The organism is Desulfurella amilsii (assembly GCF_002119425.1).
In the GTDB taxonomy this organism is placed as follows: Bacteria; Campylobacterota_A; Desulfurellia; order Desulfurellales; family Desulfurellaceae; genus Desulfurella; species Desulfurella amilsii.
Genome location: NZ_MDSU01000018.1, coordinates 194,281 through 220,305, shown reverse-complemented (window position 1 = coordinate 220,305; position 26,025 = coordinate 194,281). Strand labels below are relative to the sequence as shown.

At 32.7% G+C, this 26,025-nt stretch carries 24 protein-coding genes; 4 read left to right on the top strand and 20 right to left on the bottom strand.

Annotation, left to right across the window (positions count from 1 at the left end; genetic code table 11):
* Position 1: 1 nt before the first annotated feature.
* The 7 genes from DESAMIL20_RS04550 to DESAMIL20_RS04520 form a co-directional block, all read right to left on the bottom strand.
* Entirely contained in the window at positions 2-550 is a 549-nt protein-coding gene (locus tag DESAMIL20_RS04550; RefSeq protein ID WP_086033632.1) for an NUDIX hydrolase, read from the bottom strand.
* Positions 543-1,448: a TIGR01777 family oxidoreductase gene (locus tag DESAMIL20_RS04545; RefSeq protein WP_086033631.1), complete on the bottom strand. Its 906-nt coding sequence runs from the start codon at positions 1,446-1,448 to the stop codon at positions 543-545. Before DESAMIL20_RS04545 ends, DESAMIL20_RS04550 begins: the two co-directional genes overlap by 8 nt.
* Before the next feature lie 9 nt (positions 1,449-1,457).
* Positions 1,458-1,826, bottom strand: a complete 369-nt coding sequence (locus DESAMIL20_RS04540) for a pyridoxamine 5'-phosphate oxidase family protein (protein ID WP_086033630.1) — start codon at positions 1,824-1,826, stop codon at positions 1,458-1,460.
* Positions 1,827-1,871: 45 nt separating this feature from the next.
* The gene (locus DESAMIL20_RS04535) at positions 1,872-5,129 is read right to left on the bottom strand and encodes an efflux RND transporter permease subunit (protein ID WP_086033629.1); all 3,258 of its coding nucleotides are present in this window, start codon (positions 5,127-5,129) and stop codon (positions 1,872-1,874) included.
* Positions 5,119-6,186, bottom strand: coding sequence for an efflux RND transporter periplasmic adaptor subunit (locus tag DESAMIL20_RS04530; RefSeq protein ID WP_158090520.1), 1,068 nt, complete (start codon positions 6,184-6,186; stop codon positions 5,119-5,121). Before DESAMIL20_RS04530 ends, DESAMIL20_RS04535 begins: the two co-directional genes overlap by 11 nt.
* A gap of 75 nt (positions 6,187-6,261) precedes the next feature.
* The gene (locus DESAMIL20_RS04525; protein ID WP_086033627.1) at positions 6,262-7,038 is read right to left on the bottom strand and encodes an SDR family NAD(P)-dependent oxidoreductase; all 777 of its coding nucleotides are present in this window, start codon (positions 7,036-7,038) and stop codon (positions 6,262-6,264) included.
* On the bottom strand, positions 7,035-7,340 hold the full coding sequence (locus DESAMIL20_RS04520; protein ID WP_086033626.1) for a carboxymuconolactone decarboxylase family protein: 306 nt from the start codon (positions 7,338-7,340) through the stop codon (positions 7,035-7,037). Before DESAMIL20_RS04520 ends, DESAMIL20_RS04525 begins: the two co-directional genes overlap by 4 nt.
* 89 nt (positions 7,341-7,429) lie before the next feature.
* Here DESAMIL20_RS04520 and DESAMIL20_RS04515 point away from each other — a divergent pair, with 89 nt between their 5' ends.
* A complete protein-coding gene (locus tag DESAMIL20_RS04515) occupies positions 7,430-7,681 on the top strand; it encodes a MoaD/ThiS family protein (protein WP_086033625.1) in 252 nt (83 codons plus the stop codon).
* A complete protein-coding gene (locus tag DESAMIL20_RS04510) occupies positions 7,678-8,328 on the top strand; it encodes a HesA/MoeB/ThiF family protein (RefSeq protein WP_086033624.1) in 651 nt (216 codons plus the stop codon). Before DESAMIL20_RS04515 ends, DESAMIL20_RS04510 begins: the two co-directional genes overlap by 4 nt.
* Before the next feature lie 106 nt (positions 8,329-8,434).
* On the opposite strand, the gene DESAMIL20_RS04505 is transcribed toward DESAMIL20_RS04510, so the two are convergent.
* The 5 genes from DESAMIL20_RS04505 to DESAMIL20_RS04485 all read right to left on the bottom strand — a co-directional run bounded on the left by DESAMIL20_RS04505 (position 8,435) and on the right by DESAMIL20_RS04485 (position 15,617).
* On the bottom strand, positions 8,435-8,824 hold the full coding sequence (locus DESAMIL20_RS04505; RefSeq protein ID WP_086033623.1) for a hypothetical protein: 390 nt from the start codon (positions 8,822-8,824) through the stop codon (positions 8,435-8,437).
* A gap of 22 nt (positions 8,825-8,846) precedes the next feature.
* A complete protein-coding gene (locus tag DESAMIL20_RS04500; protein ID WP_086033622.1) occupies positions 8,847-10,166 on the bottom strand; it encodes a S41 family peptidase in 1,320 nt (439 codons plus the stop codon).
* Complete coding sequence (locus DESAMIL20_RS04495; RefSeq protein WP_086033621.1) at positions 10,167-11,864, bottom strand: peptidoglycan D,D-transpeptidase FtsI family protein; 1,698 nt, start codon at positions 11,862-11,864, stop codon at positions 10,167-10,169.
* Positions 11,865-11,974: 110 nt separating this feature from the next.
* Positions 11,975-12,964 (bottom strand): N-acetylmuramoyl-L-alanine amidase, encoded by a 990-nt coding sequence (locus DESAMIL20_RS04490; protein ID WP_086033620.1) that lies wholly within the window; start codon positions 12,962-12,964, stop codon positions 11,975-11,977.
* A gap of 94 nt (positions 12,965-13,058) precedes the next feature.
* Positions 13,059-15,617: an EAL domain-containing protein gene (locus tag DESAMIL20_RS04485; RefSeq protein WP_086033619.1), complete on the bottom strand. Its 2,559-nt coding sequence runs from the start codon at positions 15,615-15,617 to the stop codon at positions 13,059-13,061.
* Between the two features lie 117 nt (positions 15,618-15,734).
* Between DESAMIL20_RS04485 and DESAMIL20_RS04480 the strand changes: the two genes are divergently transcribed.
* Both DESAMIL20_RS04480 and DESAMIL20_RS04475 read left to right on the top strand, forming a co-directional pair.
* Positions 15,735-16,130 carry an SCP2 sterol-binding domain-containing protein gene (locus DESAMIL20_RS04480; RefSeq protein WP_086033618.1) on the top strand — a complete coding sequence of 132 codons (396 nt, stop codon included), beginning with the start codon at positions 15,735-15,737 and terminating at the stop codon, positions 16,128-16,130.
* Positions 16,131-16,138: 8 nt separating this feature from the next.
* A complete protein-coding gene (locus tag DESAMIL20_RS04475; protein ID WP_086033617.1) occupies positions 16,139-16,870 on the top strand; it encodes a PhnD/SsuA/transferrin family substrate-binding protein in 732 nt (243 codons plus the stop codon).
* Here the strand turns inward: DESAMIL20_RS04475 and sucD are convergent.
* The 8 genes from sucD to DESAMIL20_RS04435 are packed head-to-tail and all read right to left on the bottom strand — an operon-like array spanning position 16,862 to position 26,003.
* Positions 16,862-17,722, bottom strand: a complete 861-nt coding sequence (gene sucD / locus DESAMIL20_RS04470) for a succinate--CoA ligase subunit alpha (protein ID WP_086033616.1) — start codon at positions 17,720-17,722, stop codon at positions 16,862-16,864. The genes DESAMIL20_RS04475 and sucD overlap by 9 nt on opposite strands.
* Positions 17,719-18,879, bottom strand: a complete 1,161-nt coding sequence (sucC, locus tag DESAMIL20_RS04465) for an ADP-forming succinate--CoA ligase subunit beta (protein WP_086033615.1) — start codon at positions 18,877-18,879, stop codon at positions 17,719-17,721. The genes sucD and sucC overlap by 4 nt, the downstream gene beginning before the upstream one ends.
* Before the next feature lie 45 nt (positions 18,880-18,924).
* Positions 18,925-20,157 (bottom strand): 30S ribosomal protein S12 methylthiotransferase RimO, encoded by a 1,233-nt coding sequence (rimO, locus tag DESAMIL20_RS04460; RefSeq protein WP_086033614.1) that lies wholly within the window; start codon positions 20,155-20,157, stop codon positions 18,925-18,927.
* The gene (gene purL / locus DESAMIL20_RS04455; RefSeq protein ID WP_086033613.1) at positions 20,154-22,307 is read right to left on the bottom strand and encodes a phosphoribosylformylglycinamidine synthase subunit PurL; all 2,154 of its coding nucleotides are present in this window, start codon (positions 22,305-22,307) and stop codon (positions 20,154-20,156) included. The genes rimO and purL overlap by 4 nt, the downstream gene beginning before the upstream one ends.
* A complete protein-coding gene (rpe, locus tag DESAMIL20_RS04450) occupies positions 22,304-22,960 on the bottom strand; it encodes a ribulose-phosphate 3-epimerase (RefSeq protein WP_086034720.1) in 657 nt (218 codons plus the stop codon). The genes purL and rpe overlap by 4 nt, the downstream gene beginning before the upstream one ends.
* On the bottom strand, positions 22,956-23,963 hold the full coding sequence (locus DESAMIL20_RS04445; protein ID WP_086033612.1) for a hemolysin family protein: 1,008 nt from the start codon (positions 23,961-23,963) through the stop codon (positions 22,956-22,958). The genes rpe and DESAMIL20_RS04445 overlap by 5 nt, the downstream gene beginning before the upstream one ends.
* Complete coding sequence (thiL, locus tag DESAMIL20_RS04440) at positions 23,944-24,864, bottom strand: thiamine-phosphate kinase (RefSeq protein ID WP_086033611.1); 921 nt, start codon at positions 24,862-24,864, stop codon at positions 23,944-23,946. The genes DESAMIL20_RS04445 and thiL overlap by 20 nt, the downstream gene beginning before the upstream one ends.
* Entirely contained in the window at positions 24,843-26,003 is a 1,161-nt protein-coding gene (locus DESAMIL20_RS04435) for a replication-associated recombination protein A (protein WP_086033610.1), read from the bottom strand. The genes thiL and DESAMIL20_RS04435 overlap by 22 nt, the downstream gene beginning before the upstream one ends.
* Positions 26,004-26,025: the final 22 nt, after the last annotated feature.

Sequence of the window (26,025 nt, the reverse complement as noted above, 5' to 3'; positions counted from 1 at the left end):
TTTAGTCCCCTCTTGCTATGTGTTCTAGCAAATTATTTAATATCCTTGCTGTAGCTCCCCAAATAATTTCAGAGTCGTATTCTATCAAATATGTGTTAAAAATTCTACCTTTAAATTCAAATTGTTGAAGCTTTAAGGGAAATTGTTTAATTAAAAATTCCAATGGTACACTAAAGATATATTGAACCTCGCTTTTGTTTATGCAAAATTTATTGCTTTTTAAAATGCCTACAAATGGGTATACGATAAAATTCGAACTCAGTGTAACTGTTGGTTCAAGGCTACTTACAATTTCTATGTATTCTTGCTTTATACCTATTTCTTCGAAAGTTTCTCTTATTGCTGTGAGTTGGGCATTTTTATCTTGAGGTTCTTTTTTGCCACCCGGGAATGCAACTTGGGCAGAATGTATAGAGCCATCGCACACACGTTTTATAAAATATATTTCCCACTCATCCTTTTTGTAAAATGGTACCAATACGCTTGATTCAACACCACTTACTTTGACATTTTTTCTTTTTATGTTTTTTAGTATATCTATATCAAACATTTATGTAGAGTGATTTTAGAGCATCTTCTAAATAATTGTACTGGAATTTGAAACCAGTCGATAAGATTTTACTGATATCTACACGGCTACCTTCCAATAAGATGTCTGCCATTTCTCCATATAGGCTCTTTAAAACTAAAGATGGTGCATTAAATGGCCAGAACGGTTTATGAAATGTTTTTGCCAGGGTTTGCATAAATTCTTTGTTTGCTTTTTGATCCATACTTGCGCAATTGTATGCCCCTTTTAAGTTTTGATCTTCAATTGCTTTTACATAAATGTTTACTAAATCATCTATATGTATCCATGTTACATATTGCCTACCACTTCCAAGTGCACTTGCAAGCCCTAATTTTACTGGTTTTATTATTTTTGTTAGTGCCCCACCATCTTTATCCAAAACCATTGCGGTTCTTAGTTTCACCACCCTTGTGTCTAATGATTGAAATTGCTCAATAGCTGCTTCCCAGTTTTTGCAAACACTGCCTAAAAAATCATTTCCATAAGGGTCTGTTTCTTTAAAGACATGATTAGAAGTTACAGCTCCATAACAGCCAACAGCAGAAGCGCTAACTACACATTTAAAACTCTTGCTTATCTTCTTTGCCGTTTCAAATAAAAGATTTGCAGAATCAATTCGGCTTTTTAAGATAAGCTCTTTTTGGCTACTACTCCAAGGTTTTTCGCCAATATTAGCACCAGCTAGATGCACAATGCAATCGGATTCTTCTATGGCTTTTAAATCTATCTGATTTTGCTCAATATTCCATGTATAAACCTTATAATTAGAAGTTTCTTGCTTTCTGCTAAGTATTGCAACATTATGCCCTTTTTCCGCTAGAATTCGAGAGAGTTTCTTTCCTATAAGGCCACTACCGCCTGTAATTAATATATTCATGGATAATCACTACTTTACCGCAATAGGAACTTCTTTTTCAACTTCAAAATACACAAGAGCTTTTTCTTTTTCTAAAACCTCTGGATCATCGTACTTGTGCCTGAGCATTTCGTTGATTTTTGACTGGTCTTTTTCTTCTTTGACTTTTTTTAGGTATAGTCTTTTGCCTTGATAACCTTCTTGCAAAAACATATATGCGGCTTTTGGGTTTGATTGAAGATTACTATAGCTAAGTTTGTTCAGCATAATAAAAGCAATTGTTTTTTCATTAATTACAAATGGTTTTGCATAAAGCGCTATATCAACATTTCCAGTTGAATCAGCTGTTGCAAGTATCCCCGTCCCCTTTGTATTTTCAAATAATTCCTTTAAGCTCATAAATACCTCCATTTTAGTTATAATTTACAATCTTAATTTTATTAGTCAAGTACTTTTACTTTTGGTTATTTTTACTACAAATCTTATTTGCCAAATGTAATAAATTAACGGAATAACAATCAGCGTCAAGGCGGTCGATATAAACGTGCCAAATATAAGCGATATGGCAAGTCCTCCAAACACAGGATCTGTAACCATTATGGCAGAGCCAAAAACAATGGCCAGTGCCGTAAGCAATATTGGCCTAAACCTAACAGCACCTGCTTCAATAAGCGAGTCTTCTAGTGAATTACCTTTGGCCATATAATCTAGCATAAAATCAATTAAAAGCAGCGAGTTTCGCACAACAATGCCAGCTAGAGCAATCACACCAATCATAGATGTTGCGGTAAAGGATTGATGAAGAAGCCAGTGTCCCCAAAAAACACCAATTAGAGTTAAAGGAATGGGTATCATAATGATAAATGGCATCATAAATGATTTATAATACGCAACCAAAATTAAGTAAATAAATAGCAATGCTACAATAAATGCACCACCTAAGTCTCTAAACACATCCAATGTGAGACGCATCTCACCGCCCCATAATATTTGATAGTGACTTATATCATGCGCTTGAGATTGTTGAAAGCCTAAATTAGCTGTCGTTAGTTTCACTCCATTTTGTAGTGTATGATTGTCAAGCCATTTGTTAAGAGTTAAAACAGCATATATAGGACTTGATTTTAATAAATCGCCTTCGATATATACAACATTATGCTGATCTTTGGTAAAAATTGGTTTATTAGCGAAAGTTTTTTCAACAGATGCAATGCTTGATAAGGGTACACTTTGGCCATTTGGAAGCGTAATTTGTAAATCCATAATTTGTAGCAGACTTGACCTATCGGATTTTTTTAATCTAATTATAATATTTTGTGGTTCGTAAGCGGTATTTGAGTGAAGGCTCGTTACATCTAAACCGTTTAATAAAGCACTAACTTCGCTTGCAATCAAATTGTTATTTAAACCCATAAGGGCAATTTTCTTTTTATCTAAAACAATTTTGTACTCTAAGACATTTTGGCCAACAGAATCATCAACATTTGATATACCATAAATTTTCTTAAAATCCTCTTTGATGAAATGGGCGCTTTGTCTTGCTACATTGTAATCTGGTCCGTAGAGTTCCGCTAATACTTGTGCTTGTACTGGTGGCCCGGGTGGCTCTTCAAAAAGCTTAACCCTTGTGCCTGGGTATTGTTTTTCTAGTGGTTCAATCTGTTTGTATACAGCTTGGGCTATCTCGTGCGAGGTTTTATGACGGTCTTCTTTTGATACCAAATTTACCCTTATTTGTGCTAGGTTACTGGCTTTTTTAAACAAATCATTTCTTACTAAAGCGGCAAAATCAGGTGGTGAGCTTTCTCCCAAAAAAACCTGATAATTTGTGATGTATTGATTTTTTGCTAGCTTATCACAAACTCTTTGGGCAATTTTTTGAGTATATGCTATGGCAGAGCCACCTTTGGCATCAACTTCGATTAAAAATGTATTTGTGTTATCGTTTGGAAGCATTTTAACGCCCACCCCAAAAGTGCTCAACGGACCATTTAAGCCTTGTGGTCGAATAAACTGCCATACGGGCAAAATCAGGCTAATAAACAATGCTACTAAGACGATAGCTAAAAAAACATTTCTCTTTGTTCTTGATGTAATTAGCGGTGTAATTGTTTTTACATAGGCTTTGTGGAGGAAATTTTTATGTTCTGTTGCTTTTGATAAGCTAGCTTCTTTTTTTAAAAAAATATTTGAAGCCCACGGCACAACAATGTATGACACAATTAAAGAAGTTACCATTGCTACAGGCACATTTATTGGAATTGGTCTCATGAAAGGGCCCATCATGCCGCTTACAAAAGCCATTGGTATGAATGCCAATATAACAGCAATTGTGGCAATATTTGTAGGATTTCCTATTTCGTTTGTAGCAAGTATTAGAGATTCTTTAAAGTTTTTTACAGGGCAGCAGCTTATGTGCCTGTGTATGTTTTCTATGACAACAATAGCTGCATCAACAAGTAACCCTAGTGATAATATCAAAGCGAATAAAGTTATACGGTTAATACTTTGACCTATAAGCCACCCAATACCAAGCACCACAAACACTATCAATGGTATCGTTATGGTAACGATTCCAGCCTCTTTGTAGCCCAAAAAAAATAGCAAAATGACAACCACCACCAAAACTGATATACCCAAGTGCTCTATAAGTGTATTTACAGCATTATTTGCTTTTTGACCATCGTTTTTTGTAATGGTAACGTTGATATGTTGTGGCATAGCCTCTTTTTCGAATCTTTGCAACCTTCCGTTTATCTGATGTGCTACAACAACAGCATTACTACCTGATCTTTTGGCTAAAGCTATAGTTACAGCTGACTGAGGGATATTAATATTCTTTTTGGCGGCAACTCCGTCGTAAAATATTGAATTGGTGTATGTATGAGCTGGTCCTTCCACAATATCGGCTACATCTTTTAAAAATATCGGCTTATCATCTTTGGCGCCTATAACTACATTACCTACATCATATGTATTTGTAAGTTTACTTTCGACTTTGATCGGTGTATTTTTGTTATTTTGTATCATATCGCCAGCAGAAACGTCCACATTACTTGCGCCAATTATATTAATTAGTTTGTTTAAACTTATACCGTATGAAGATAGCTTTTGTGGATTGATCCACACAATAACAGATTTTGGGAAGCCACCGTATATATTTGTAAGACCAACATTTGGAACACTTCTTAATTGTTCTGTGAGTCTCAATGCAACGGTTCTGAGTTTTCCTTGAGGTATAGTTTTAGAGCTAAGCGTGATTGTCTCTATAGGTACATCATTTATACTAATAGACTTTACAAGTGGCTGGAGTGTGCCAGGTGGCATCCTATCCATATTGCGCATAATTTGATTGTAAAGTTTAACCAAGCTTTTTTCTTCATCTTGACCAACATAAAACTGTACTGTTACCATTCCAATGTTATCTTGAGCATAACCATATGTATGCTCAACACCAGATGTAGCTGCAACAATCGCTTCAAGTGGTTTTACTACTTGATTGTTCATCTCTTGAGCGTTAAATCCAGGTCTTTGAATAATTATAGTTGCTGATGGAACTACAATTTCTGGGTTATACATACGTGGTGTTTGAGAAATTGCCATAATACCAAAAATGCTTATGGCTATCATAATTAGCAGCGTTATTTTTGATTCTAAAAAGCTTTTTGCTAGTTTACCAGCTATATTTAGCTTATCTGTCATTTATCATATCACCGTTGTTAATCAAAGATAGGTTAGTGGTAGCTATTTCATCATTTGGTTCAAGACCAGAGAGCACTTCTATAAACTCGCCTCTTTGATAACCAGTTTCTATCATCTGATAATTTGCAATATTGTTTCTTACAACTATTACGCCTTCGATTCCCGCTCGATTTAATACGCAGGATTTTGGAATTAAAATAACTTTTTTCTTGCCAACTGGGATTTGTGCCACTGCATAATCTCCTGCTTGGACATTCTGGTTTGGTTCAATTTTTGCTTTTACTAAATAGGTATGTGTAATATCATCTGCTTTTGGAGAAATTGTGGTTACTGTTGAGTTTAAATTGGCGTTATTAATAGTTATAGTTATTTCTTCGCCTAATTTTATACTTTTATAGGTATTTTCATCAACATAAAATTTTACTTCTAGATTATTTGGATCAATAAGACTAATTATTGGTTGCATAGGCGAAACAACCTGACCTGCATCCACAAGTTTACTTGCTACAACACCATCAAATGGAGCTCTTATATTAAAATAACTCAATACGCTATTTGCACCCCTATAGGCAGCTTTGGCTGATTCAAGTTGAGCTTGTACGGTTTTATACTGCATTTGCATTTTTTCAAATTCTTCTTTTGAGATAACATTTTCTTTGTATAAGTTAGCGTATCTTTCATAATTTGCTTTGACAAAATCCAAATTTGCTTGAGCTTGATTTATACTTTGACGCATTTGCTCAATTGTGTTTTGTGTTTGAATGGGATCAACTACTACAAGCAACTGGCCTTTTTTGACTTGTTCTCCCACATCAACTAAAATTTTATCCACTCTTCCTAAATAAAATGTAAATTGGTTTAGGGGGCTTGAAGCAATACTGATGTCTTTTTTGGAAACAATCGTAGCTGGTAATCTCACATAATGTGTAACTTCTTTCTGTACCACTCTAAAAAGCTTTGATTGTATATGATTGATTTTTGGTTCTTGTTTGTTGTTTGAGCAACCTGAGAGAAAAATTGCAAAAGAAATCAACACAGCTTGCAAGACTTTTTTCATCCACACCCCCTCTTTTGATGTCATAGTATAAAAATTTAATAAAATTTCAATCTGAGTATATAATATATTACAAATTTAGTCAAGTTTTAAGTCACTAAGATTACATAGCTTCATACTCAATTGCCATAGTTTTTCTTGAATAATTGAATTATAAGAAATTGCTTTGGACTTGGTTGGGTTTGCATTTACAAAGTACATGCCTGTATATGAGTTTTTTTGGATAGTTTCAAGTGTTTTCAAGACATTTAATGCGCCTTTTTCTACATTTTCTCCGATTGCTCCCCAGTTATCAATAAGCATCTTAGTATTTATTACACCAGGGTGCATAGCATTTACCAAGATGCCAAGGTGTTTAACTCTTTTTGTTAAATAATAGCTAAAGAGGATGTTGCAAAGCTTTGATACAGCGTAGGCTTCATTTGGGTCATACGAGTGTGGTCTTGTTATATCATCCATATCAATATAGTCTGCATGAACCATAGAACTAATATTTATAATTATTTTTGGATAGATTTTTTGTTGCAAAAGACTAAGCGTTAAATAAAAATGAGCTAAGTAATTTACAGCAAAAGTTAATTCAAAATCATCGCAGCTCAGTTTATAATTTTTGTTATATACGCCTGCATTGTTAATAAGTATATCAATTGATTCATTCTCAATAGAAACAATATTGTCTATTTCCTTTAAGCATGAAAGGTCAGCTACAATGCCCTTACAGCCGATTAATTTTTTAGTTTCTTCAACCTTTTTGGTATCCCTTCCATGAACAATAACCTCAAAGCCGCTTGAAGCTAATGCCAGGGCTGTTTGTTTGCCTATGCCATCGGTAGAGCCAGTAATTAATACTCTCATTTTACAATATCTCTTACCCAGCTGATTGCGGCTGCAACTTTTGGAAAACCAATTGTGCTTACTAAAGAAAGACAAACCCAGATTATCTCTTCTTTTTTAGCGCCTGCTTCAAGTGCTCTTCTTGTGTGAGAGTGCACCGCACCTTCACTGCCTATCGCGCAAGATGCTGCAAGCTGTACTAATTGAGTGGTTTTTTCATCCAATTTAGCAGTTAGTTTAACAGTTTTGCCTAAATTTTCAAGCGCATTCATAAATTCTGGAAACTCTTTTTCCAAATCGATATAAAAATTTGGCTTATTCATAACCCACCTCCATTTTTTTAGAATATAGGCTTATTCTAAAACTTTTCAATACACTTGAAAATATTAAAAAGTTTTCTATATTAAATAGTATGATAATAAGATTTTATTCTACTTTGCGAGAAAAAGTTGGTAAAAGTGTAGAAATCAATAAAGATCAAGTAGATATTAAATCATTAATTGAGTTGTTGGGTATAAAAGACTATATAGTGGATAATAATAACCTTGTAATTGGAACAATGATTTTAGTTAATGGAAAAAACATATTGCATATAAATGGTTTAGGTACAATTGTGAAAAATAATGACAGCGTGGATTTTTTTCCACCTGCTGCTGGCGGATGAGTTTTTTTGATAGACAAATTCCTATTTTGGGTCATAAGTGTCAAGAAAAAATTGAAAAAGCAAAAGTTTTTGTTGGTGGAGTTGGAGGCTTAGGCTGTATAGTAAGCGAGATGCTTGTGAGGGTTGGAATAGAAAAGCTTTATATAGCTGATTTCGATTCAGTTAGCCAAACAAACATTCACAGACAGTTTTTATACACTGAACAAGACATTGGCAAACCAAAAAATCTTACGGCAAAAGCAAAATTAGAATCAATTGGGACGCATTGCCAGGTTGAGGCATTTGGGCTTATTGATGAGAATTTTGAGTTACCATACGTGGATGTAGTGGTTGATTGCTTTGATAACAAACATTCAAAAAATTTGCTCAGCAGATTGGCCTGCCAAAATCACACTTATTTTGTACATGCAGGTGTGTTTGGATATTTTGGCCAAATTGCTACACTCAAGGATAAAAAATTGGAAGAGATATTTTCTTTTGGCGAGCAAAAAAACTACATTATACCGCAAACAGTTGGTATAGTTGCTAGTTTGCAAGCAATGGAGACTATTAAGCTTATTTGCTCTTTTCAGTCAAACCTTTTAAACAAAATCTTAAGCATCGATTTACTAAACTACAGTTTAGATACAATAACTTTAAATGATTGATTTTAAGCGGTTAAATCAAGCATACTTACGGAAGCAGGATTTTTTGTGTAGTGCAAAATTGCTTTAAGTGATAGTTTTTGAAGTTTTAAAGCTTTAATTTTTTGTTCTATTTTGTCTTTTTGATCGGGGGTTTGTGCATATTTTTTTGCTCTTTCAGCTGATTAATTTGTTTATCGTAAATACTTAGCATTGATTGCTCATTATTGTCTTTTTTTGATTGATCTTTTTTAGGACAATAAATAATAACTTGAGATTTACCACTTGTTGCGGCTAAATATTCACCTTGCTTGCTGATATTTAAAGATACACTAGTTTGTATCACGTAGCAGCCTTTTTTAAGAGCTTCTTTTTTAAAGCGGCTAATATTATCCGCTTCATATTGAGAAACTCTTCCAATCGATAAAGCTGCGCTTGAGGGGGCGCTTGAGCCCCACTCACCAGGATCAAGCTTATAGTGTAAAACCGGATCTAAATTTGCATTAGTTTTTAATTCCACAAAATTAATATATCTAAAAAATTCAATTTTTCAATTTACTATAGCACATTTTTGCACTTTGAGGGCATTTTTTTATTTCTTCATTTAAGACTTTTATGGCCTCTTTGAAGATGAATTCATTTTTTAAATGTTTATGTTCTTTGGTGCTACTGTCAATCAAAATTTCTTGAGGTTTTTGTAATATAGCTTTTTTACTAGTTAAGTGATGCAAAAGGTCACTTTCTCGCAAAACAAAATTATCTTCGTTTTTCTTTTTTATTTCAATATTTGGCACAATACCTTCTGCTTGAATGCTAAAACCATTTGGCGTATAATATTTAGCTACAGTTAGTATTAAAGCATAACCGTCCTGCATAGGTATAACATCCTGAACATTTCCTTTTCCAAAACTTCTTTGACCGATTACAACAGCTCTGTTGTGATCTTTAAGGCAACCTGTTACTATTTCTGCTGCAGATGCCGTTCCAGAATTAATTAGCACAGCAACCGGCTTTTTAAAAATAGGTTGGTCTTTGGCATAGATTATTTCGTCGTTATCCTTGTTTCTGCCTCTTATAGAAACAATTGCGCCTTCGTTTATAAACATATTTGAAACTTTTGACGCTTGATCTAATAATCCACCTGGGTTATTTCTTAAGTCTAAAATTAAACCTTTGATATGTTCTTTTTCTAGTTTCGAGAGTGCCTTTTTTAGTTCGCTTGCAGTATGGTCTTTAAACTGTATAATTCTAATATAGCCTATATCTCCATAAAGTTTTGAGTCAATGTTTTTGATATGGATAATTGCCCTTTTGATGTTAAATATAAGAGGTGTTGGCACACCTTTCCTTGCTATAGTTAATTTAATATAGGTTCCGGGTTTACCTCTCATAAGCTTAACTGCTTTTTCAAGATTCATTCTAAATGTAGAGATATTGTTTATTTTTAATATTACGTCGTTTGATTTAATACCAGCTTTATATGCAGGCGTATTAGGCAGTGGCGATACTACAGTTAAAAAATCATCCTTTTTGTCTATTACAATGCCGATGCCCCCAAAGTGGCCTTTCATTGTTGTTTGCATACCTTTGTACTCTTGTGGTGTCAAAAACTCAGAGTGTGGGTCAAGTGAACTTATCATACCTTTGATTGAATCGATTATAAGTTTCGAGGTTGGTACTTTATCAACATAGTTGGATTGGACTATATTTAACACTTGAGAAAACATTTTTATTTGTTTTTGAGGTATGTTATCGTTTTGATTTGCAACTGCATTAGAATTAACACTAAAGCCCAAATACAAGAAAACTAATAATATTAAACAAACAAAAACAAATGCAAGAAATTTGAATTTTTTAGACATTTATTGCCTCCAGGTAAATTTTTTTATATTATTATTTATTAAATTGTTTCCAGGAATTTTATAGTATGCTGCCAAGAATGATGCCATTTTAGCTACATAAGGGGCTGCTATCATTCCACCATAATTCACACCTTTTGGATCTACAACGGTTATTAAAATTACAAATTGTGGTTTATTTAGGGGAAAAATTGCTACGAACGAACCAATGTAGTGATTTTTGCTATAACCCCCTTTGCCGTTTGCAACTTGAGCTGTACCAGTTTTCCCACCTATAGAATAGTTTTTCAACTGTGCATAAATGCCTGTACCGTATTTTACAACATCACCTAATATATGTCTGATTTTCTTAACAGTTTGAGTTTTAAGTATTCTGATTGAGTGTTCTTTATATTTATAAGTTATTTTATGATCTTTTGTAATGTAATTTAAAACATGTGGAGTAATCAAAAAACCACCATTTGCAATTGTTGCATAAGCACGTGCAAGCTGTATATCCGTAACACTTATTCCTTGACCAAAGGCCATTGTGGCTAAATCAAATGGCCGCAGGCTTATATAATCTTTTACTATGCCACTTTCTTCACCAGGTAAATCTATGCCAGTTTTTTTACCAAAACCAAAGCGCCATAAGTATTTGTAGAAAATTTTCTTTTTCTCTTTAAGAGCAATTTTAGCTGAACACACATTGCTTGAATAAGCAAATACTTGGTCAAATCTTAAAAATTTATTATCTTCTACATCTTCTATGATATGGCCAAACACGGGCCAGTAACCGTTATTACACCAAAGAGTTTCATTACCATTAAAAATGCCTGAATTAAGGGCACTTGACATTGTAACTATCTTAAATACACTTCCAGGTTCAAATAAAAAATTAATAGGCATATCTTTTATGCGGGAGTAATTCGTGTAATCATAATACTTATTGTTATTGTAACCAGGGACATCATCCATAGCTACAATTGAACCATCTGGTTTTTCAACAATACCCATAGCCATTTTTGCTTTATGTTTTTTTAATGTGTCTTTAAGTAAATAATGAAGGTAATTTTGCACCGTTTCGTTAATTGTTAAATGTATATTGTCACCATTTTGGGGAATTTTAGAATATTGTATGGTACCATAAGGTGTCAGAGAAATTTTTTCAAATGATTTTTGGCCTTGAAGATACATGTTATATTTTCTTTCAACGCTAACCGCACCTTTACCATTTTCATTAACAAAACCTATAATATGAGATACATCATTTTTATAGGGATAATAACGCACTTGTTTTTTTTCTAAACCAAAGCCAAGAGGTATATGTTTTTTTATAAAATAAAAGTATTTAGCGGGTATTATACCCAAATTAATATATTGCTTTTGTGGATTTTCTTTAATTAATTGACTGATATTGATTTTAAAAAAATTATCAATAAAATCCAAAAATTTAATGTTTTTATAATTATTATGCGCAATGTAATACTTTGGGTCGACAAAAATATCATATAAAAATGAATTTTCTGCTAAAACCTTGCCTCTTGAATCAAATATTAGCCCTCTTTTGCCTTGCACAACAATAGCCGGTTGAATTTGAGTTGCATAAATGCGTTTATATTGTCCTAAATTTAGCACTTCAATAGAAAAAACTTTTACAATAGCGACAAAAAAACACCCAGCAATTAAAAAAAATATTACTTTAAACCTCGTTAGTTTCATTAAATTTTATAACCTTACAAACAATATTTTCACGAGCAATTCCATGAGTGTTGCTAAAAAAGCAATTGTGCTCAATAAAACGATAAGTACTTTCATACAATCTCCTTAATCTATTGCCTAGCGATTTGAGTTTTCTTTAGTATAAAGTAATTGTAAATTGCATTTGCCAAATCCTGCGACAAAATATTTCGAAAGCCTGTTGAGCCAAGCAAGCTTTCCTCGTATGGGTTTGATATGTATGCGTATTCAATTAAAACTGCTGGCATATCAGTAGTGTATTTTATTACGTAAAGGTTATCCTTGACAGTTCCATCATCTGTTAAGCCTAATTTTTGGGAAATGTAGTTTTCTAAGTAATTAGCAAAAGGATAAGAATCTTCATGCCAGTAATATGTGGTTGTACCATGCGTGTTTGGGCTACTTGACGCATTACAATACAAGCCAATAAACAGATTCGCACCACTTTCATTAGCCAACTGTGTTCTTGTATACAAAGGTACAAATACGTTTGATGTTCTATCAAGTTCTACAGATATACCTTTTTCTCTTAGATATTTTGCCAACTTTAGGGCAACTGATAAATTTACAAATGATTCTGGTAATCCTGCTGGTCCAACACCACCTGGGTCATACCCGCCATGACCCACATCTATAAAAACTTTAAGTTTTCTTGCTTGTTGTGTTTGCATTGGTGTTGAACAAATGCGTGGGGTTTTGGGTTCACTAACATTTGGGCTTATAATTGTTACTAATTTTTTTGAGTTAATTTGAACTGTTTGGACAAAAAAAGATGACTTTTGGTTTGTTTCAATGGTGCATCTTACAATATCAGGATTTAGACTGTATTGAACAAGCGTAATATTTTCTATTCCTGGTATTTTGTTGTATAGAACTTCGCTTTTATTTGTTAAGATAGCATTTTTAAATGATACGACAAAATAGTGATTATTGTTTAGAGTAAGATTTGATGTAGCATAGTTAGGCTCTGAAGTAGAGCTTATTAAAATTGTTTGATTGGCAACATTCATAGAAGTTATATCTACAGCAAAAGCGGACTTAACTAATATGACTAAAAAAACAAAACTAATAAGAAACTTCATTTTTCACCTCAAAATCGAAACTAATTCCTATCAGATAACTATTATATTCTGCTTGAAAAAAACTTGCATATTTATGAAAACGAATGATTGATATTTAAATCTTTAATATTTTGACAGTTTCTAAGTAAAAATTTTCAAACTGGGCGTTTAACAACATAATTTTGTATTTAAGATCGAGAATTAGTGCTTGGATTTTTTCCTTGTCTTTTTCCAACAGCAATTTTTCTGTTGTTTTGTGTAAATCTATATGCAATACCTCGATGCTTTTGAATGTTTCAATTTGGTTGTATATGGGGTATACTGAGTAATACCATTTGCCAAAGTCACAGTGTTTATAGTCAAGTTCTATAATATTTGATAAATTATTCATTTGCTGATCTGTAGGTTTGTTTTGGATAAATTCTCTTAGCTTTTTGTAGTATTTGTAGATATAGAACTTAACCTTAACCATTTGCAGATTATGCATTCTTGTATTGTCTTTTTTAAATTCCATAAATGCGATATCTGGCGTAAAATTTTTAACAAAACTTACGAACCTTTTATAATCAACTGGTTTTGATATAAAGTAGCCTTGCAGTAAATCGCATGGCAAGTAATTAAACAAAAAGAAAAGAAATTCGTTTTCTACGCCTTCTGCTGTTGTCTCAAAATTTAGTTCATTTAGCATATTTAGCAAGTTAGAGTTAATAATTTCTGAATCTTTATTGTTTTGAGAATCCATAACAAAATTTTGGTCAAGCTTTATATTAGAAAATGGAAATTTCTTTAAACTGAGTATAGAAGAATATCCTGTGCCAAAATCATCCATAGAGAAGTTAATACCTAAGCTATTTAGAGCGTCCATGTGATTTCTTGCTTTATTCTCGTCATTTAAGGCTATGGATTCAGTTAATTCTATTTTTATAAAACTAGTGTCTATTGCGTATGCAGACAAGAGTTTTCTAAATTGGTCAACAAAGTTATCCATTAAAAATGTTCTGCCTGTTAAATTTACAGATAAAATGATATTTAGATTTTCTTGCTTAAAGCTTTTTATTGCTTGGAAAGCCTTTTCTAATACATAAAAATCCAGTTTTTCAATAATGTATGACTGTTCAGCAAAAGGTATAAAAGAAAACGGTGAAAGCAAACCTCTTTTTGGGTGGTTCCATCTAATTAGTGCCTCTGCGTTTGTAATTGTTCTTGAGTGCGTATTGTAGATAGGCTGAAAGTAAAGTTCAAATTCCTCAAATTCTATACCATGCAGTATTTCGTTTGTAAGCGCAAAGCTGTTAATAAACTCTTCGTATATGGAATTATTAAAGAATACGCACTGATTTTTGCCTAACTGCTTAGCTTTCTTGCAGGAAGCTTGAGCGTAATTTACAAGTGTATTTATATCGTCTGAATCTTTTGGGTAAAGCACAATACCTGCGCTTACTTTTAAAAAAACCTCTTGATTGTCTACGAGAAACACCTTTTGCCTGATTTTTTCAGCAGCGTTTTGGGTAAATTTTATAATCGTTTGATCTATAACAGAACGCTTTAATATAACAAATTCATCTGACCCAAGCCTGCCTACTATGTCTTTTGGACGAGCAATTTCTTTTCTTAAAAAATCACCAAATGCCCTTAATATACTATTTGCTTTTTCAATTCCAAAATTTACATTGATAATAGAAAAATCATCTAAGTCAAGGTATACTAAGGCAAATGATTCGTTATTTTCTATTATTCCTTGCGCTTGTTCAAAAAATCCTGTTTGGTTTATAAGCTTTGTTACGGGATCGTGATATGTGTAATAGTTTGCTTGGTCTTGGGCTTTTTTTAACTCTGTTAAGTCTGTGAAAAAGCTGAAATAATATAGGATTTTGCCTTCTTTATCTTTTATTGTTTTGATAAAAATAATTTCCTCGTATACTTCACCATTTTTTTTCTTGTTATAGATTTTGCCTTCAAAGTGCCCTTCATGGACAATTTTATACCACATGTCTTTGTAGTATTCTATTGAGTGGTAATTGGATTTTAGTATAGAAGGGTTTTTGTTTTTTGCTTCTTCAAAACTATATCCTGTTATTTTAGCAAATGCTTTGTTTGTATAAATAATCTTGTTTTGGTTATTTGCTATTACGATTCCTTGATAGCTGTTTTCTACTATGTCCGTCAATAAAGAATGTTTTTTTTCCTTTTCTTGAAGCAGCAAAACTGTTTTTACTGCTAATGCAAAGTTTGAAAGGATTTCTACTGTGCGTTTGTCGAAGTAATCTTTATTTTTTGAATAAAATACAATAAAGCCATAATCTGAATTATTTATTTTAAAGGAGAAGAAAAATACAGAGTTAAAATTATATATTTTAGCATTATCTTTGAGGTAAAACAGTCTTTCATCCCTTAGAATGTCATTTGACACAAAAAAACTATCCAAATAACTTTTTAATAAGCTTTGCTGATAACTTCTTAGAGATTTGTCATTAATATACCCAATTGCTTCACCTTTTGCATTACTTACCTTTAAATTACCGTCACTTAATATACCAACCCATACAAGTTCCACATCAAGATAATTAAAGGCTAAGTCCAATAGTAAATCGAAATTTATATTTTGAAAATCTTTGATTAAAATCTCATAACTTTTATACACTATTTCATATAGGTTGTTTTTTGTTTTGTTCATACATTAAAAATTATAAAAAAGTTAATTTAAAAGTCAAATTAATATATAAAAAAATTTGATAATATAAATGATTTATACTATAATTAGATAACTTATTAATGGAAATGGGGGATAAGTATGAGTGTAAAATTTATGAGTGAAGGATGGATAAAATTAGTTGCAGATCAATGGAATACAAATAACTTAATTATTCGGCAAGATTTAAGAAATTTTAACTCAAGCTGGGAATATTACATTGAAGATAAGCCAAATCTACCTCATATGATGATGGTCTGTCAAGCAGGCGAAATTGTTTTTGCTGGTAAAAAAGATGATAGAAAATGCGATTTTGAAATGTGGACAACCCTTGAAAACTGGAAAAAAATTGTAAACAATGGACTATCAGGTAAAATGGCTTTAATGAGTAGAAAATTAAAATTCAAAGGCTCTATGATGACAGCAGTTAAATATATGAGAGCATTTGATATTCACTTGAAAATTCTTGGTGATATACCAGTTGATTTTGAAATATAAGGTAAAGTATGTATAAATTTACAGTTGATCCTAACTATTGCGGAAAAAATTTACCAGGTTGGTTTTTGGTTTCTACATATTTACAAAAAAAACTTGGAGAAAAGATAAAGTTCATACCTTATAAAGATTTTGATGAGTGCAGAAATGCTTGTTTTTCTGGTGAAATTGATATAGTATACGCAAACCCATTTGATTGGGTTGTATATATGAATGAATTAGATTTTATACCCATTGCAAAGCCTATAAATCATTTTGACGAAGTACTTGTATGTTCAAAAAATATAAAAAGTTATACACAGCTTACAAAACCAATCAACATAATCTCCGCTCATAAAAAAACATTTGTGCATATGATGGGTTTATTTTTACTTGAAAAAAACGAAATTGATTTAGAAAGCTGCAAATTTAGTTTTTGCGGCAGTTATCAAAGCGTAATAAAGGACCTTTTGCAATCAAAATTTGATCTTGGTTTTGTGTTTAACGAGGTATATGAGAAATCATCCAAAATCATAAAGGATCAACTCAATATTTTGGATGCTTCAAATGATGGTTTTGCATTTCATTCATTTTGTATTTCTCAAAAATTAGCCAGTTATCAGAGTGAAATTTTGTATGCAATCGAAAATTTTGATAAAAAATTATTAAACGATGTAGGTTTTGAAGGTTTTGAAGCCGTAAATGAAGATGAAATCTTTACCATATCTAGCCTTGCGAGTGAGTATATAGAGAGTTTAAGATAGTATTTTTTTAATCAAAGTAACAATTTCAAGCGGGTTTTGTGCTACATAACAAACATTCGAAAGTGCTTCGATTTTAGCTTGTGCTGATTCATCTTTTGAAGAAACGATTGCGCCAGCATGCCCCATCTTTTTTTGCTTTGGGGCAGCTTTACCTGCAACGTAGGCAACAACTTTTTTTGACATTTTTTTGATCGTATCAATTGCGGCCACTTCTAAAGTGCCCCCTATTTCGCCAATCATAACAACGCAATCAGTTTGATCGTCATTTTCAAAAAGACTTAATACTTCAGCAAAACCCATACCCAATACTGGATCTCCGCCTATGCCTAAAGCTGTTGATACGCCAAAGCTGGATTCTTTTAATAAAAGAGCTATTTCGTACATTAAAGTCCCAGACCTTGAAATTAAACCAATGTTTCCTTTATCAAATATGCTTTCTGGCATAATACCAAGCTTGCACTGTTTTGGAGATATAATACCTGGTGTGTTAGGTCCTATGATTTTCATACCATTTTTTGTTGCAAATGCTTTTGCTATAAGCATATCCTGTAATGGTATACCTTCTGTAATAACAATAGTTTGCTTTATGCCTGCGTCTTGAGCCTCTAGTATGGCATCTTTGGCATTATTTGCTGGCACAAAAATTAAACTGGTATCGGCTTTTACATATTGCAACGCTTCCCATACGCAATCAAAAACTGGTATGTCAAGGCCATCTATATGAGTTTTGCCTAAACTAACACCCGCTACGATTTTTGTACCATAATCTAAGCAAATCTTTGTATGTAAAATACCTTGTTTACCAAGCCCCTGGACTATTGCCCTTGTTGATTTGTCAATCAATATGCTCAAAGTTTTTCTCCAGCAGATAAAATGACCTTTTCAATACCTTCTTTTAAGGTTTTTACAATTGCAATATTACCCTTTTTAAAGGTGCTTAACATATCAATCGCTTCGTTTTTGTTTGCGCCCTCAAGTCTTGCTACAATAGGTAAGCTAAAGTTATAAGTATCACAAAAATCTAAAAGCGCATTCGCAACTATATCACACCTTACTATACCGCCAATAATATTAACAAACACAACTTTTACCCTACTGTCTTGATAAATAATTTCCAAGGCTTTTATAATAGATTCCTTTGTTGCACTACCTTTGATATCCAAAAAATTTGCACATTTCCCGCCATAATCTTCTATTGTATCCAAACAAGCCATAGCAAGCCCAGCTCCATTTACAACCATAGCTATATTACCATCTAGTTTTACATAATTTAAATTATTTTGGCTTGCTTGGTACTCAAGTGGCTCTTCCTGGAGTATGTCCCTATATGATAAAACCTCGTCTTGTCTAAATAGTGCATTATCATCTATCACAATTTTAGCATCAAGTGCAAAAAAATCATAACCTGTATCAATCAGGGGGTTTATTTCTACAAGCTCGGCATCAATATCTTTGTATAATCTAAAAAGGTTTGACAATAGTGTGATAAATTTATTTGCCTGTTCTTTTTTAAAATTAAAAGCACACAAAGCTTTTTTTGCATAAAATTGGGCAAACCCAAGCAAAGGATCGATGCAGACAATATTACTTGTGCTTTTTTTAAAAGCATCTTGTATATCAATGCCACCTTCTTTTGAGGCTAGTGCTATATTACATTGTTTATTTTTATCTGCAAAAATACTCAAATATAATTCCTGGTTACCATTTAAAGCTTCTTCTATGTAAATCGCAGAGACAACTTTTCCTCCTTTTGGGGTTTGGGGTGTTACTATGCGCCTTCCTAAAAATTTTTGGCAAAATCCTATAGCCTCTTGTTTAGTAGATATTTTCTGGACACCGCCTGCTTTGTTTCTTGCACCTGCGTGAATCTGTACCTTTGCAATGTATGATTTGTCTTTTTCAAAAAAAATGTTATCTAACTGTTTAGCATCGGTTACTATAAAGCCTTTTGGTATGTTTATGCTGTAGTGCTTTAGCAGTTTCTTCGCTTGATACTCGTGTATGTTCATTTGGTTTTTATGTTAGCATTTTTTTAGTTTCAATGCAATAAAAATTTACTCAAAAAGATCGTAAAAGCTTGATTTTGAAACAGTAACCTCAACAAAATCGCCAACAGGTCTTTCATATTTAAGCTTTAGAGAGCCGTCGATTTCTGGTGCATCAAGATAACTTCTCGCTTTTTTGGGACTATCAATAAGAACTTTTAGTTTTTTGCCAACGAATCGTTTTAAGTTTTCTCTGCTTAAGTTTTTTTGAGCAGCAAGCAACAATGCCCTCCTCTTTCGCCTGAGATTGTATGGAACGTTAGTGCTATAGGAAGCGCTTTTTGTGTTTTCTTCTTTTGAGTACTCAAATGCACCTAGCCGATCAATTTTGTAATTGTGTGTAAAATCCATCAACTCTTTGAAATCTTTGTCTTCCTCATAGGGAAAACCTACAATAAAAGTTGAGCGTATTGCAACATCATATTTTAAAAGCTTATCAAATAGCTCACATATAAATTTTTTATTGTAATTTCTGCGCATGAGCTTTAGCATTTTATCGCTTACATGCTGAAGCGGTATATCAAAGTAAGGCACGATTTTTTCTGAAGAAGCAATTGTTTCTATTAGATCGTCTGTAATTGACGATGGGTACAAGTATAGGACCCTTACCCAAAAATCCCCATTAAATTTAGATAAATCTTTTAATAAAGCTGATAAATTATTGTTGTTATAGCAAGATGTGTCTTGGGCTATAAGAACAACTTCTTTAATACCATTTTCTATTAATTGTAAAAATTCACTTTCTATATCTTTTTTATTTTTTTCCCTATAAGAGCCTCTTATTTGCGGTATTGTGCAAAAACTACACCTGTGATTGCAACCATCTGATATGCGCAAATATGCATAAGGATATGTGGTCACAATCCTTTTTTCAACACTAAACGACCTTGCTAAATTGCAGTAATTAAACTTTTTGTCTAAGCTTATAGAATCAATGCTATTGGTATCTATAAAAATGTCAACTTCTGGTATTTGAGATTCTATCTGGTTTTTAAACCTGCCGATAAGACATCCTGCTACTACAAGTTTCTGATTTTCTTTTTTGTTCTGCGCTATTTCCAAAATTGTATGTATAGATTCTTTTATAGCTTTCTGAATAAAAGCGCAGGTGTTTACAAGCAAAATATCCGCTTCTTCTGGATTATATACAAATTCTATATGTTGCTTTGAAGATTCATACAAAATATTTTCTGTATCAACTAAATTTTTTGGGCAGCCCAAACTAACTAAATAGCATTTCATGACAAAATTTTCTTAAATGCTTTACTTTTAGCATCTTTAATATCATCAATGGAAACGTCTATCAAATCATTTATTTTAAGTCTTTTTTCGTCTGTTGTAAATCCCAGTCTATAAACATTGATACCACTTTCATAAGCAATAGATTCTACCATATCAAAATCTTGATTTTTAATTTCTATTATTATATTTGCTTGAGACTCGCTAAACAAAAACTCATATTTTAGCAAGGGCATATTAATCTTTAACTCGCACCCTATGTTGTTGCACATAAAAGCAAGACAGGCTGATATGCCTCCCATTGAGATATCTTTTGCGCTTACAATTAATCTATGCTGTTTATGGGCTATATCAAAAAAATTTTTTAACGCTAAGTGTTGTTTTATTTTGGCTTTCGGAACCATACCATCAATTTTATTGTACATATAATACAAATACTGACTTGCGCCCAAATTGAGTTCTATATCGTTTAACAAAACAATCGTATTGTTTGCAAACTGAAATTGACTTTTGAGCACATCTTCTTGCTTTCCTATGCCCACCATAGCTATAGTTGGCGTTGGAAAAATATTTTCTGTTATTGTTTCATTATATAGGCTTACATTTCCGCTCACAACAGGTGTATTTAAAGATTCGCAAGCATATTTTATACCTTCAATAGATTTAACAAACTGCCACATAATTTCTGGGTTTTGAGGGTTGCCAAAATTAAGACAATCTGTAATTGCTACCGGATCTCCACCGCTTGCAATAATATTTCTGTAATTTTCTAGCACAGCCAACTGTGATCCTACAAATGGATCAAGATAGCAATATATAGGATTTACACATACGCTTGCAAATATAGCTGTATTTGTTTGTTTAACGATTATTGCGCATGCATCGCCTTCTGGTCCTTTTAGTGTATTTGTTTGAACAGTTGAGTCATACTGTTCAAAAATAGATGACTTATCTGCTAAATTTGGCTTGCTGAGAAGGTCTAACAACACTTTATTGTAATTGTGAGGCTCTGGTAGGTTAATTTGAGTGTTGATATTGTCCAAATACCTAGGTTTTGAGTATTTTCTTTCATACATTGGGCTTTCTATAATATCAAGATCAAATTCGCCAATAATTTGATTTTTAAAGCGTAAAATTACCTTTTGTTCTTTTATAACCTTACCAATGATATTTGCATCAAGGCTCCATTTTTTAAAAATGCTCAAAATTTCTTGACTGTTTTTTGGGGGTGCTATGATAAGCATTCTTTCCTGGCTTTCTGATAGCATTATCTCAAGTGGCGTCAAACTTTCTCTTAATGGTACATTGTCAAGGCGTAATTCAACGCCCACCCCACCTTTTTGAGCCATCTCAAATGCACTTGAGGTAAGACCTGCTGCCCCCATATCCTGTATGCCTTCTATCAAATTTTTGTCCATTACTTCCAGGCACGCTTCTATGAGCAATTTTTCCGTAAATGGGTCCCCTATTTGAACAGTTGGTCGGTTTTTTATGGATTCTTCATCAAATGAGCTAGAGGCCATTGTTGCACCATGTATGCCATCCCTGCCTGTTTTTGAACCAACATAAATAACATCTGCCCCTATTGTTTTAGCTATACCTAAAAATATTTTATCCTTTTTTGCAATACCTAAAGTAAATGCATTTACCAAAATATTATTATTATAGCAATCTAAAAATAGAGTTTGGCCGCTAGCTGTTGGCACGCCCACGCAGTTTCCATAATCACCAACACCTCTGACCACACCATCCAACAAATAAGGGGTTTTTGGATGATCTAGCAAGCCAAAGAATAATGCATCCATATTTAATACAGGTCTTGCACCCATTGTAAAAACATCCCTTAAAATACCTCCTACGCCTGTAGCAGCGCCGTTGTATGGATCGATATACGATGGATGATTGTGCGACTCCATCTTGAAAATAGCTACGAAATTATCGCCAATATCTATAACACCTGCATTTTCACCTGGCCCAATAACAACTCTTTCGGATTTTGTAGGTAATTTTTTGAGGTGTATTTTAGAAGATTTATAGCTGCAATGCTCACTCCATAGTGAAAAAATGATAGCTTCTTCAAATTCACTTGGTTTTCTTTTTAGTCTGCTTTCAAGCAAAGCTAATTCTTCGTCGTCTAAGTAATGTTTTGTCATATTGTAACCCTCGTCAATTCTTTAAATTTTTTTACAAATTCGCTTTTATTTACTTTAAACAATGCACTTCCAGCTATTATTTCGTCTGCTCCAGCATCAATCAAGCTTTTGATATTGTCTAAATTCACACCACCGTCAACTTGGATTACAAACTCAAGGTTGTGCAAATATTTAAACTTTGATAGATACTCTATTTTTTTTAGAGAATTTTCTATAAATGCTTGACCGCCAAATCCTGGGTTTACTGACATTATAAGCACACCATCAATATATTCTAATATATATTCTAACAAAATTGGAGATGTAGCTGGATTAATAGAAACAAGGGCCCTTGTATTTTTTCCCTTGATAGAATTAATTAGCCTATTTAAGTGGTAGTCTGCTTCCTGATGAACAGTTATAGAATAAGCTCCTGCATTTATAAACTTTTCTGACCAAAAAGATGGGTTTTCTACCATTAAATGCACATCAAGCTTTAATTTTGTGGCTTTATGTATTTGTCTTACAATATCCGGCCCAATTGTAATGTTTGGCACAAAGTGGCCATCCATAATATCTAAGTGGAGCATATCGCAACCAACTAATTCTGCATCTTTAATTTCTTCTTCAAGCTTTAAAAAATTACAAGACAAAATTGAAGCCAAAAGCTTAATTTGTATCATTTTCGATTTCTCCTACGATTTCTTCTACTATATCTTGAAGGCTCACAACACCAATACTTGTTTTATGGTTGTCTACTACAACTAATAGATGAATTTTGCGCTTTATCATATATTTAAATGCCATGTCTATCTTTATATTTTGACTAATAAACGCAGGTTTTCTTGCTATAAAAGCAACAGTTTCTTTGTTGTCAATACCGTACTCCCATTTGCGCTTTATTAAATCTTTTATATATAAGATGCCAACAATATCATTGCGTTTTTGCTTGTAGATAGGTATTCTGTTGTATTTTATGTTTTCAAGGTGTTTTATAAAAGACTCAATTTTTGTACTTGCTTCAAACATCAATACTTTCCTCAACGGTACCATTATATCTTTTATTTGTTTTTCTTCAAATTTAAAAACATTTTCTATCATTTGCTGTTCTTGGGAGTCAAAAATATTTTTTGAAGTTGCAACGATATTTTTAAATTCTTTTTCAGTTATAGTTAGAACATTTTCTTGCTGTAAGTTTTTGAAAAAGATTTTTTTAAATAGATTTATTATACCAGTAAAAATGTGCACTACCGGTAATGAAAGTTTAAACAAAATATAAAGGGGCCTTGCAAAGATTGTTGATATTAATACATTATTTTTAACAGCCAGGCTTTTTGGCGTAATTTCACCAAAAAGCAGCAGCAAAAAAACTACAATGCCACTTGAAATTGCAAGGTATTTATTGCCAAATAACGTTTGAAATATATTTGCAAATAAAATTGAGGCAAAGATATTTGTAAATTCGTTTAGTATTAATAGCATTGTGATAAAGCTTTCAGAGTTTGTTAACAGATTTGTTATAATTTCATACGCTTTTTGGTTTTTATACCTTATATGGAGAAGATCTTTAGCTTTAAGTGAAAAGATAGCAGTTTCGGACGAAGATAAAAAAGCGCTTAAACCCAAAGCTATGATAAATAGGATAATTTTAAATAACTCAGAAATGTGTAAATCCATATTTTTTGGGAATAATTATTCTGCCATTATTGTAAATTGTGATTTTTTTACTGTTGTTTGTGCGTCCAATTAATTTTACATCGCTTATTGCAAGTATTGACGATCTGTCTTTTTGATCTGCGCAAAACAATAGTTCGTAGTCTTCTCCGAAGGTAATCTTATCAATGTCGTTTAAATTTTGATTTTCGCATATGTTTATATTTTCTAAAAATATATCTATGCCTACATTACTTGAGCTGCAAATATGCTCAGCGTCTTGAAGTAGTCCATCACTTATATCTATCATAGCAGTAGCGTATGGTTTTATTTGATCAATTAAATCTGTTCTTGCCTTTGGAGCTAAAAATCTTTCAAGGCATTTATCGCTTGCGGATAATTTATTTTTAATAGCATAAAATCCGCAAGCCGAACATCCAATTTCTCCTGTAAGGTAAACATCCTGATTGGGCTTGGCGGTTGATCTTAAAATAGGCTTATCCGCTTGTCCTATTAAAGTGATATTTATTGATAGTTTATCATCCTTTGCGGTGTTGCCACCAAGTAAATATATATTGCGCGAAGCGCAACTTTTTTGCAAGCTTTCAATAAAAGTTTCTATTTGAGAAATTTTCATTGATGGGTTTAGCGATAAAGACAAAAATGCCCATTTTGACACTCCACCACAGGCAACTATATCACTAATATTTATATTTATAGCTTTTTTCGCTAGCTTTTCCATTGGATGATCACTAAAAAAATGCACATTTTCTATCAGTGTATCAACAGTTACAAGTAAATTTGTATTGTAAATTGGTATAACAGCACAATCATCGCCAATACCTAAAGCATCTGCTGGCTGCTCAAAAAGAGTTTTTATCTTCTCAATAAGCGCAAATTCCCCTAATTCTTGTATGGTATCCACTGATCTATCTCGTCATTTTCTTTTGGGTAGAAGTATTTTAGTTTTTTTTCTAAATACTCTTGTTTAACAAAGCTACCTTTGTAATTATGGGGGTACAAATAATCCTTAGAATTTGTTTTCAAGTGTTTTGGAACATTTAGCAATACACCATTTTTAATATCTGATTGGGCTTTGCTTAAGGCTAAGTATGTTGAGTTTGACTTTTTAGCTAAAGCTAAATAAATTGTACAAAAAGCTAAATTGATCCTTGCTTCTGGCATGCCAATATTTTGTACGATAAAAAGTGTGCTTGCAGCAATATTTATAGCATACTTATCGGCAAGGCCTATATCTTCACTTGACAATATACAAAGCCTTCTTGCTATAAATTCTGGATCTTCCCCGCTTTCTAGCATGCGCGCAAGGTAATAGATAGCTGCGTCTGAGTCTGAGCCTCTAATACTTTTAATATATGCGGAAATAAAATCATAATGCTCTTGTAGATTATCGTATGACAAATCTATATTGAAAAGGTTTTCTATATCTTTTTTTGTAATATGGTCTAAATTTAGAGCAAGTAATATATTCATTAACTTTCTTGCATCGTGGTTTGACTGTTTGATAAGTATAAAGCGTGCATCTTTTTCTGTAACAATACCACCAGCTTCAACTCTATCCAGTAATAACGATAGATCTTTTTCACTTAAATTTTTAAACTCATACACAAATAGTCGTGATCGCAAAGCTCTGTTGAGCTTAAAGTATGGGTTATGAAACGATGTACCAATCAACACAACGTTATTTTCAAGAAAAGAAAGCAAATAATCCTGTTGCTTTTGGTCGAGTCTATGGATTTCGTCTATTACCAAAAGAATGCGCTCTTTGGTTTCAAGCGCCGACTTTATGTCTTTTAGTGTAGCAATTGAGGCATTTAAATAGATGTAGTGCAAGTTTTTTCTCTTTGCTATAAGTTTTGCGTAACTTGTTTTCCCGCAACCTGGCGGACCAAACAAAATCAAGGAGGGTAAATATGTGTTATTGTAATAAAAGTTATAAAGAGGTTTACCTTTGGAAAATAAATGTTCTTGGCCTACCAACTGTTCAAAAGATTCGATTTCAAAACTACGCTTAATAAGATTTTCTATTGTTTCATCTTCCATTTTTTAAATTCTACCAAGTTTG

Excerpts from the sequence above, each read along its gene's own strand:
- DESAMIL20_RS04530 (WP_158090520.1), bottom strand. The coding sequence starts at position 6,186 with ATGAAAAAAGTCTTGCAAGCTGTGTTGATTTCTTTTGCAATTTTTCTC.
- rimO (WP_086033614.1), bottom strand. The coding sequence starts at position 20,157 with ATGAAATGCTATTTAGTTAGTTTGGGCTGCCCAAAAAATTTAGTTGAT.
- DESAMIL20_RS04500 (WP_086033622.1), bottom strand. The coding sequence starts at position 10,166 with ATGTCTAAAAAATTCAAATTTCTTGCATTTGTTTTTGTTTGTTTAATA.
- DESAMIL20_RS04480 (WP_086033618.1), top strand. The coding sequence starts at position 15,735 with ATGAGTGTAAAATTTATGAGTGAAGGATGGATAAAATTAGTTGCAGAT.
- DESAMIL20_RS04485 (WP_086033619.1), bottom strand. The coding sequence starts at position 15,617 with ATGAACAAAACAAAAAACAACCTATATGAAATAGTGTATAAAAGTTAT.
- DESAMIL20_RS04490 (WP_086033620.1), bottom strand. The coding sequence starts at position 12,964 with ATGAAGTTTCTTATTAGTTTTGTTTTTTTAGTCATATTAGTTAAGTCC.
- DESAMIL20_RS04545 (WP_086033631.1), bottom strand. The coding sequence starts at position 1,448 with ATGAATATATTAATTACAGGCGGTAGTGGCCTTATAGGAAAGAAACTC.
- DESAMIL20_RS04520 (WP_086033626.1), bottom strand. The coding sequence starts at position 7,340 with ATGAATAAGCCAAATTTTTATATCGATTTGGAAAAAGAGTTTCCAGAA.
- DESAMIL20_RS04550 (WP_086033632.1), bottom strand. The coding sequence starts at position 550 with ATGTTTGATATAGATATACTAAAAAACATAAAAAGAAAAAATGTCAAA.
- purL (WP_086033613.1), bottom strand. The coding sequence starts at position 22,307 with ATGACAAAACATTACTTAGACGACGAAGAATTAGCTTTGCTTGAAAGC.
- DESAMIL20_RS04495 (WP_086033621.1), bottom strand. The coding sequence starts at position 11,864 with ATGAAACTAACGAGGTTTAAAGTAATATTTTTTTTAATTGCTGGGTGT.
- sucC (WP_086033615.1), bottom strand. The coding sequence starts at position 18,879 with ATGAACATACACGAGTATCAAGCGAAGAAACTGCTAAAGCACTACAGC.
- DESAMIL20_RS04435 (WP_086033610.1), bottom strand. The coding sequence starts at position 26,003 with ATGGAAGATGAAACAATAGAAAATCTTATTAAGCGTAGTTTTGAAATC.
- DESAMIL20_RS04525 (WP_086033627.1), bottom strand. The coding sequence starts at position 7,038 with ATGAGAGTATTAATTACTGGCTCTACCGATGGCATAGGCAAACAAACA.
- DESAMIL20_RS04475 (WP_086033617.1), top strand. The coding sequence starts at position 16,139 with ATGTATAAATTTACAGTTGATCCTAACTATTGCGGAAAAAATTTACCA.
- DESAMIL20_RS04540 (WP_086033630.1), bottom strand. The coding sequence starts at position 1,826 with ATGAGCTTAAAGGAATTATTTGAAAATACAAAGGGGACGGGGATACTT.
- DESAMIL20_RS04510 (WP_086033624.1), top strand. The coding sequence starts at position 7,678 with ATGAGTTTTTTTGATAGACAAATTCCTATTTTGGGTCATAAGTGTCAA.
- DESAMIL20_RS04445 (WP_086033612.1), bottom strand. The coding sequence starts at position 23,963 with ATGGATTTACACATTTCTGAGTTATTTAAAATTATCCTATTTATCATA.
- DESAMIL20_RS04535 (WP_086033629.1), bottom strand. The coding sequence starts at position 5,129 with ATGACAGATAAGCTAAATATAGCTGGTAAACTAGCAAAAAGCTTTTTA.
- DESAMIL20_RS04515 (WP_086033625.1), top strand. The coding sequence starts at position 7,430 with ATGATAATAAGATTTTATTCTACTTTGCGAGAAAAAGTTGGTAAAAGT.